The sequence below is a fragment of the Psychroflexus aestuariivivens genome, assembly GCF_004010055.1.
GTDB classification, from domain to species: Bacteria; Bacteroidota; Bacteroidia; order Flavobacteriales; family Flavobacteriaceae; genus Psychroflexus; species Psychroflexus aestuariivivens.
Window position 1 is genome coordinate 1 of the sequence record NZ_RQVT01000037.1, and the last position, 2,971, is coordinate 2,971.

General features: G+C 28.1%; 5 protein-coding genes. 1 reads left to right on the forward strand and 4 read right to left on the reverse strand.

Features of this window, described 5'->3' with window-relative positions:
- The first annotated feature begins 253 nt into the window (after positions 1–253).
- Positions 254–685, forward strand: a complete 432-nt coding sequence (locus EIG86_RS07145) for a hypothetical protein (protein WP_127845484.1) — start codon at positions 254–256, stop codon at positions 683–685.
- Here the strand turns inward: EIG86_RS07145 and EIG86_RS07150 are convergent.
- The 4 genes from EIG86_RS07150 to EIG86_RS07165 form a co-directional block, all read right to left on the reverse strand.
- On the reverse strand, positions 633–854 hold the full coding sequence (locus EIG86_RS07150; protein ID WP_127845485.1) for a hypothetical protein: 222 nt from the start codon (positions 852–854) through the stop codon (positions 633–635). The two genes, EIG86_RS07145 and EIG86_RS07150, sit on opposite strands and share 53 nt — an antisense overlap.
- A 209-nt stretch (positions 855–1,063) precedes the next feature.
- Positions 1,064–1,528 (reverse strand): hypothetical protein, encoded by a 465-nt coding sequence (locus tag EIG86_RS07155; protein WP_127845486.1) that lies wholly within the window; start codon positions 1,526–1,528, stop codon positions 1,064–1,066.
- Positions 1,529–1,541: 13 nt separating this feature from the next.
- Positions 1,542–2,108: a hypothetical protein gene (locus EIG86_RS07160; protein ID WP_127845487.1), complete on the reverse strand. Its 567-nt coding sequence runs from the start codon at positions 2,106–2,108 to the stop codon at positions 1,542–1,544.
- A gap of 130 nt (positions 2,109–2,238) precedes the next feature.
- Positions 2,239–2,808, reverse strand: coding sequence for a hypothetical protein (locus EIG86_RS07165; RefSeq protein WP_127845488.1), 570 nt, complete (start codon positions 2,806–2,808; stop codon positions 2,239–2,241).
- Positions 2,809–2,971 lie beyond the last annotated feature (163 nt).

Sequence of the window (2,971 nt, forward strand, 5' to 3'; positions counted from 1 at the left end):
TTACAAGAATTAAAAAGTATTATAATAAGGAGTAAGAATATTTTTTTCATATTGTTGCCAACGTTTGGCATAACATAAGTACGATGTAAAAATGCTATGCTTTTTGGTTGTGTTATTAATTTTTGTGATTAGCATTTGTTTTTCGGTTTAATCACTTAACCAAGTATTTATGTTATGCAGTGTTACCTGCTGTATTTTATTCAGAGTGCTGTTATTTTTATTTCGTATTATTGTTTTTTGAAAATTTAATGTCATGTCAATTTATAAAGTACTATTTAAAAAACATTGTGATTTAAAGTTAAGTAAATATATAGAAAAAGAGAGGCTTAAATATCTTAACCAAATTTACAAACATGGAATTGATAAGTATTCAACTTTTGAATTAAACAAGGTTTCAGAATATTTAAAAGAACAAGATTTAAGAGATAAAACTTATTTTTTCAAAGATTTTGATGTTAATAAAGTCGATATAAATTACAATCAAAATTTACTGATGTATGGGGATAGTACAATAAACTTTAATTCTGTTAAAATTAAATTTACACTTTATAGTAAACCTTTTTTATTTCACTATCCTAATGACAAATGTGGTTATGTCCTAGAAGACGAAATTACAAAAGAAGTTCATTTCGTTAATCCTTCTGATTTAAAAGGTGACGATATAGAAGTTCTAAATATCTCTTAGAATTACCTTTATATTCTTTAAAGAAATCTAACAAGCTGTTGATAGTAAATGTAAGTGTTTCGTTTTTGTCTTCCAACTCAATAGTTATTCCGAAAGTTTCTTCAAAGTCAATTTTATGTGTCGACCATCCATTTACTGTTTCAATTCTTACTGTTGGTTTTGTAGCCATATTTCAATTTATTTTTTGTTTTTCACAACGCTTTAAATCGTTAACTCTGCTTGGTTTTTTATATGGCAGGTAACGTTCTCGCATATCGACTCGTTGCGGGGAAATTAACTATTATTTTTTAATTTATGTTTTAACTTCCAGAAAATCCCAAAACTCCGATTTCAATCACAAACTCCGCAATGAGCGATATGCAGTGTTGGCAGTAGTTTTTATTTTATAATTTCCTGTGAAATAAATTTTATATCTTCGTTAGAAAAAAATTCCCATTCAGGAATTCTACCATCTGGGTTTGGTTTAGAACTAAAAGTTTTATTCTTAATAGGGAAATTAAACTTACTTTCTAATGATATTATTAAATCTTCAATAGATGTTCCTAAATCATTTTTATGAAATTTTGCAATTGATAAGTTTGATTGTGGTTTATTATTGTAGTCTTGGAAAAAAGCATAATTCCTAATGTTTCTCTTTTCTAAGATCAATGTTTTACAATTAATACAATATCTCAAATTAACTTCAAAACTGCTGTTTTCAACTATGTCTAAAATTAAATCTTTTATATTTTGAATATCTGCTTTATTTTTAATAATTAATTGACTTCCGATTAAAAAAGGTATAGTTAATCCACTTTTCCCCTTTTTCTTCTGAGCAGTTAATAAAATTTCCCAATAGGTCATTTCTTTAATAATTTTATAATGAATCCCACCATTCTGGACTCTGTTGATCAATATCTAAACCATCATCAAAGTAATTATTATCCCAATCACTTTGAAAATCATTATCTGAATTGGTGTATTCATCAGTTTCGTTTGTTTTTGTAATTTCCTTATCTAAGCGTTCATAATATTTAGATATTTTTTCATTATTTATTTTTTTTACTCTATTAGGAAATTTATAATCAATAGGATTTAATTCCAAATCTCCTTTATCAACCAAATCTTCTATTTCTTTTACATCTATATATTGATTAAATGAATCTGATCTATCCATAAATTCATATATTTCATCAATATGCATTTCATCAAAATCCCTTGTCTCCTTAATTGGTTCTAAACCAAAATATTTTGAGCTGTATGAAGTTGGTGTTGGCTTAGGTAAATTTTCAAAAGATTCTATATCAATTTTAAAATCATCAATATGAACAATCAGCCATTCAATATAGGTAACTTGTAATCTGAAAATATGTTTTAAAGATAGCCCTTTGTTTTTGCCAAAAGTAATAATATCATCTGGCTTATATATTTTATTTTTCTCCATATTATTATAAATTACTGCCAACGTGATTGTATAAGATTAGTTGCGTGGTTTAGCAACTAATTTAGCAAATACAAACCGAATAGAAAATCCGCGAGGATTTTCGTAAGTAGGCTTGCATTAGCAATTAATTTTATACGGTGTTGTACCCAGTTTTTTTTCTTTTTATTATTTCAAATATTCCTAAAGTTAGCATCGCAATTATGATTCCTTGTATAAAGAATATTCCAATTCCATATGATATTGATTCCATAAGTCCATCGTTTCCATTTTCAGTTTGATAGTCTCTATGAAAGCTTGTTGTAATTATTACAAAACGTTCAAAATACATTCCGCTTTTCATTCCGAACGCAACCAAAAGGACATACCAAAATTTTGATGCTAATTTTCTAATGAATAAAGTCAGAGGGAATATTAAAGCAGACAATAACATTATCCAATAAGCCCAAGCATAAGGTCCAGTTGCTCTGTTAAGAAAAGCATATTCATCTGGATTGTCAGTCGTTGCCATTCCAATTAGATAAAAAGTAAAAGTGACTATTGTATAAATAATGATTGTCCAGCGAATTAAATTTAGCGCTTTTTTCGTTTCAAATCGGTTTTTAAATATCAGTTCGACAAGCATTAAAGTCAGAATTATTGGAATCAGACAGTGAATCAGATTCGCATCAACTATTTCAATAATCCTTTTATATAGTTCCATTTTTTGTCTTTCGTAAATTGCTCGTCAAATTGGGTACAACGGTCTCGTATAACCGTCAGTTACGGGTTAATATGCGTTAATTTTCGGTTTAGCACAAGCCTTAGCAATTCCGAGTGGATTCGGACGTAGTCGAATCCGCCGTAATTGCGGTTATACATTGTTG

What these genes read in the sequence shown, in the direction of transcription:
- EIG86_RS07160 (WP_127845487.1), bottom strand. Translation starts at nt 2,108, where the DNA reads ATGGAGAAAAATAAAATATATAAGCCAGATGATATTATTACTTTTGGC.
- EIG86_RS07155 (WP_127845486.1), bottom strand. Translation starts at nt 1,528, where the DNA reads ATGACCTATTGGGAAATTTTATTAACTGCTCAGAAGAAAAAGGGGAAA.
- EIG86_RS07145 (WP_127845484.1), top strand. Translation starts at nt 254, where the DNA reads ATGTCAATTTATAAAGTACTATTTAAAAAACATTGTGATTTAAAGTTA.
- EIG86_RS07165 (WP_127845488.1), bottom strand. Translation starts at nt 2,808, where the DNA reads ATGGAACTATATAAAAGGATTATTGAAATAGTTGATGCGAATCTGATT.
- EIG86_RS07150 (WP_127845485.1), bottom strand. Translation starts at nt 854, where the DNA reads ATGGCTACAAAACCAACAGTAAGAATTGAAACAGTAAATGGATGGTCG.